This window comes from Shewanella sp. S23-S33 (assembly GCF_043359565.1).
Lineage (GTDB): Bacteria > Pseudomonadota > Gammaproteobacteria > Enterobacterales > Shewanellaceae > Shewanella > Shewanella oncorhynchi.
The window spans coordinates 1-4,211 of record NZ_JBHFFD010000053.1; the positions used below are offsets into that span (position 1 = coordinate 1).

A 4,211-nucleotide genomic window follows, 5' to 3' on the forward strand; every position below is an offset into this window, starting at 1 on the left:
GGTGTGTAAGCGTTGTGAGGCGTTGAGCTAACATGTACTAATGACTCGAGAGGCTTAACCATACAACCCAGATGGGTTTTACAAAGAAGCCTTAGACAGAATATCGACACTTGATGAAGTTAAAGACTCAACAGAAAATCAGCTTTCCGAATTATTATTAACGTGGTCCAGAGATGGACACGGTAATAAACAGAATTTGCTTGGTGACAATAGCCTTGTGGAACCACCTGATCCCATCCCGAACTCAGAAGTGAAACGCAAACGCGCCGATGGTAGTGTGGGGTCTCCCCATGTGAGAGTAGGTCATCGCCAAGCGCCTAATTATCTCATTGAGATGTAACCAAGCCAGCTGAATAAGCTGGCTTTTTTGCGTCTGTAATTTGTTAATAGGAGTGTTTTTCCTGCTTTTCTCTCTGTTCTTCATCCTGCCATCTTCTCTAGCATGAGCTGCAATCCTCGCTTTTAGCAGTTACAATACGTTTTTGTCGTCATTGAATAAACACATGTCTCTATCTCATAGCCTTCAATCATTTAATTCCTTTGGTTTAGCCCAGTCTTGCGCGGATCTTGTTGAAGCGCACTCAAAAGAAGCTGTTAAGGCGATATGTCTGCCACTATGGCAAAAGCAATTGCCTATGTTAGTGCTTGGTGGCGGTAGCAATCTGGTCTTTACGGAGGACTTTAACGGCACAGTTGTCAGGATTTTATCGAAAGGGATAAAAGTATCTGAAGACACAGAAGCGTTTTATCTCGATGTTGAGGCAGGTGAGAATTGGCACGAGTTAATTCAGTTTACGCTCGAGCATGGCATGTTTGGGCTGGAGAATATGGCATTAATTCCTGGGACGGTTGGTGCAGCACCTATTCAGAATATTGGCGCTTATGGTGTTGAACTATGTGATGTGTGTGATTGGGTTGAGTATCTTGATTTACCCTCAGGTGAGTTTGTGCACATCAGTACAACTGAGTGTCAATTTGCTTACCGTGAGTCTATTTTCAAAGACAAATTGCGCAATCTCGCTGTAGTCACAGCTGTTGGACTGCGCTTAGCTAAACGTTGGCAACCGCGTTTGGCCTATGGTCCATTGCAATCGTTTGACCCCGCAACCGTTACAGCGTATGAGATTTTTGAGCGTGTATGCCAAGTACGAAGTGAAAAGCTTCCTGATCCCGCTGTGCTCGGCAATGCAGGCAGTTTCTTTAAAAACCCCATTGTAAGCGCAGCCTGTTATCTAGATTTAGCACAGCGTTTTCCGACGATAGTGGGCTACGCACAAGCGGATGCAACAGTGAAATTGGCTGCAGGCTGGTTGATTGAGCAAGCGGGACTGAAAGGTTTTGTGCTCGGCAATGTGGCAGTGCATGACAAGCAAGCCTTAGTGTTAGTGAATCGAGGCGGAGCAACGGGGCATGATATTTGCCGCCTAGCACTCCATGTTATTGCGCAAGTACAGGATAAATTTGGTGTTGTGCTAGAAGCCGAGCCTAGAATCATCGGGGCTAATGGCGAAGGAGATTTGCATGTCTGATCATTGGGGAAGAAAACGCCAGATATTAGCTTTATTATCTAGCGGGCAATTTGTTTCTGGCGAGCAGTTAGCCACTGAACTTGGGATTTCGCGTGCCGCAGTGAATAAGCACATCGATGCGCTAGAAACCTATGGTGTGGCAATTTATAGCGTCAAAGGTCGCGGCTATAAGTTAGCGAATCCTATTTCTTTGATTGATGCTTCACGTTTAGTGCAATCAATTGATAATCGTTGCTTTTACTTTGATGAGATAGCAAGCACCAACGGCTTTATGCTGGACCATACTACTGAATTGAAGAATGGTGATGTGTGTGTGGCAGAGTATCAATCCGCAGGTCGTGGTCGTCGAGGCCGAACTTGGGTGTCGCCCTATGGGCATCACTTATATTTCTCGCTGTTTTGGACTTTCCCGCAGGGAATGGCGCAGGCAATGGGATTAAGCTTAGTGGTGGCCTGTACATTGGTTGAAGTGCTTAAATCTTTTGGCGTCGAGAATATTGGTGTTAAGTGGCCCAATGACATCTATTTGGATAACAAGAAGCTTGCCGGGATCTTGATTGAGATGTCGGGTCAGGCTGATAGCCTGTGCCAGCTTATCATAGGTGTTGGTGTCAATATGGCTATGTCAGAGGAGCAAGGTAAAGGTATCGATCAGCCTTGGAGTGATTTGTCAGAGTTGGTCGATATGCCTGACAAGACGGCGCTTGTTATTGCATTACAGAAGCAGCTTAAGCGTGATATTCAGTTATTTGAGCGTGAAGGATTAGCTGCATTCAAGACTCGTTGGCAAGCTGCGGACTTATTTTATGGCCGTGAAATACGTTTGCTTATGGGGGAAAAGTCTGTCGAAGGAATTTGTCGTGGCGTTGATGAGCAGGGTGCGGTATTGCTCGAAACCGCCGATGGTGTTCAAGCATTTATCGGCGGTGAAATTAGCTTAAGGGCACGCTAAGTACCCAAGAGTCAATTTTATATAAGGCTATTTGCGCATCAGCACGTGGGACATCAAATGATCCTGACCTTTCTGCAGGATCAAATGGGCTCTCTCACGGGTCGGTTGAATGTTAAGTTGTAGGTTTGGGCCATTGATAGTGTCCCAAATATTGGCGGCAATCGTATTGGCCTCATCATCGGTTAGCGTTGAATAGTGATGAAAATAAGATTTTTTGTCACTGAATGCACCAGAGCGGAACTGCAAGAATCGTTCTTTATACCATTGTTTTAGCAAAGGTTCTTCTGCATCGACATAAATAGAAAAGTCGACAAAATCGGAGACGAAAGGACGACGGGTATCAACGGGGGAGTCGAGTCCTGTTTGTAGTACATTTAAGCCTTCTAAAATTAAGATGTCTGGTTGAGAAACCGTTTGGTGCTGATTCTTAACGCGGTCATAGGTGACGTGTGAATAGATAGGGGCTTTGACATGTGGCTGACCGGATTTCACGGCGGAGATAAACTCAACCAGCATTTTCATATCGTAACTTTCTGGAAATCCCTTACGCTGTAATAGTCCTTTACGTTTTAAGTCCGCCAGAGGATACAAAAAACCATCTGTTGTCACCAAATCAACTTTTGGGTGTTCAGGCCAGTGCCGTAGTAAAGCTTGCAAAATACGTGCTGTGGTGCTCTTTCCGACGGCGACACTACCAGCAATACTAATGATGTAAGGACTTTTTGATGGTTTTTGACCGAGGAATTCATCAACCACTAAGCCTCGTTGTTGCTTAGCTTTAACGATCAAATTCAGTAGCCGGCTAAGGGGAAGATAAATATCGGTCACTTCCGATAAGGAAATCTTTTCATTTATGCCTCTAAGGTTCTCCAAGTCTTGCTCACTCAGTGTCAACGGCACTGAATCTCGTAACTCAGACCATTGCAGGCGCTCGAAGGCGAGATAGAGTGCTTTTTGAATTGAATTTTTAGAAGTCATTGGCTTTCCTCAGCTTAGGAAAGGCACAGTACACTATGAGATTATTTGGAACAATACTAAATGGGTGATTGCAGTCGTGTTTCCGTTACCGTTTGATGTATTCGCTGTTTAATTGGCCGTCAAAGTTGCATAACGTGTAAAAAAACACCGTTCAAGCGCTTTTTTTACGTAAATAGGCGTTTTTTACTTGCACTTGGGAGCGCATTTACCTAATATCCCGTTCCGAAATGATAATGCCGGCATAGCTCAGTTGGTAGAGCAACTGACTTGTAATCAGTAGGTCCCGAGTTCGACTCTTGGTGCCGGCACCATTTTCTGTGGAGGGGTTCCCGAGTGGCCAAAGGGATCAGACTGTAAATCTGACGGCTCAGCCTTCGAAGGTTCGAATCCTTCTCCCTCCACCACTTTTTTCTAGGTAGTTAGGTAGCCTTAGTTAGGTTGCGCGGACATCGTATAATGGTATTACTCCAGCCTTCCAAGCTGATAACGCGGGTTCGATTCCCGCTGTCCGCTCCAAATTAGTTGCTGATATGGCTCAGTTGGTAGAGCACACCCTTGGTAAGGGTGAGGTCGGCAGTTCGAATCTGCCTATCAGCACCAGCCTCTCTAAATTTAGCTCCTACGCCTAAACATAATCGGTTCGATGTCATTTTAATGCATCGGATTTTTTCTATATGTTAGTTTTCATCACCAAGAATCTTGGACTGAGGCATTACCATGGCTAAAGCTAAATTTGAACGTATTAAGCCCCA

Annotated in this window: 3 protein-coding genes, 4 tRNA genes and 1 rRNA gene; 7 read left to right on the forward strand and 1 reads right to left on the reverse strand. The window is 45.0% G+C overall.

What is annotated here, in order from left to right; translation table 11 throughout:
* The first annotated feature begins 199 nt into the window (after nucleotides 1-199).
* The 3 genes from rrf to birA all read left to right on the forward strand — a co-directional run bounded on the left by rrf (nucleotide 200) and on the right by birA (nucleotide 2,481).
* A 5S ribosomal RNA gene (gene rrf, locus ACHA99_RS14725) occupies nucleotides 200-315 on the forward strand.
* A 188-nt stretch (nucleotides 316-503) separates the two neighbouring features.
* Entirely contained in the window at nucleotides 504-1,529 is a 1,026-nt protein-coding gene (gene murB / locus ACHA99_RS14730) for a UDP-N-acetylmuramate dehydrogenase (RefSeq protein WP_393943504.1), read from the forward strand.
* Nucleotides 1,522-2,481, forward strand: coding sequence for a bifunctional biotin--[acetyl-CoA-carboxylase] ligase/biotin operon repressor BirA (gene birA, locus ACHA99_RS14735; protein ID WP_168827728.1), 960 nt, complete (start codon nucleotides 1,522-1,524; stop codon nucleotides 2,479-2,481). The genes murB and birA overlap by 8 nt, the downstream gene beginning before the upstream one ends.
* A 27-nt stretch (nucleotides 2,482-2,508) precedes the next feature.
* On the opposite strand, the gene coaA is transcribed toward birA, so the two are convergent.
* Complete coding sequence (gene coaA / locus ACHA99_RS14740) at nucleotides 2,509-3,459, reverse strand: type I pantothenate kinase (RefSeq protein ID WP_105251027.1); 951 nt, start codon at nucleotides 3,457-3,459, stop codon at nucleotides 2,509-2,511.
* Nucleotides 3,460-3,694: 235 nt separating this feature from the next.
* Between coaA and ACHA99_RS14745 the strand changes: the two genes are divergently transcribed.
* The 4 genes from ACHA99_RS14745 to ACHA99_RS14760 all read left to right on the forward strand — a co-directional run bounded on the left by ACHA99_RS14745 (nucleotide 3,695) and on the right by ACHA99_RS14760 (nucleotide 4,059).
* Nucleotides 3,695-3,770 (forward strand) — tRNA-Thr (locus ACHA99_RS14745).
* 8 nt (nucleotides 3,771-3,778) lie between these two features.
* Nucleotides 3,779-3,863: transfer RNA gene (locus tag ACHA99_RS14750), tRNA-Tyr, on the forward strand.
* 38 nt (nucleotides 3,864-3,901) lie between these two features.
* Nucleotides 3,902-3,975, forward strand: a tRNA-Gly gene (locus tag ACHA99_RS14755).
* 8 nt (nucleotides 3,976-3,983) lie between these two features.
* Nucleotides 3,984-4,059: transfer RNA gene (locus tag ACHA99_RS14760), tRNA-Thr, on the forward strand.
* Nucleotides 4,060-4,211 lie beyond the last annotated feature (152 nt).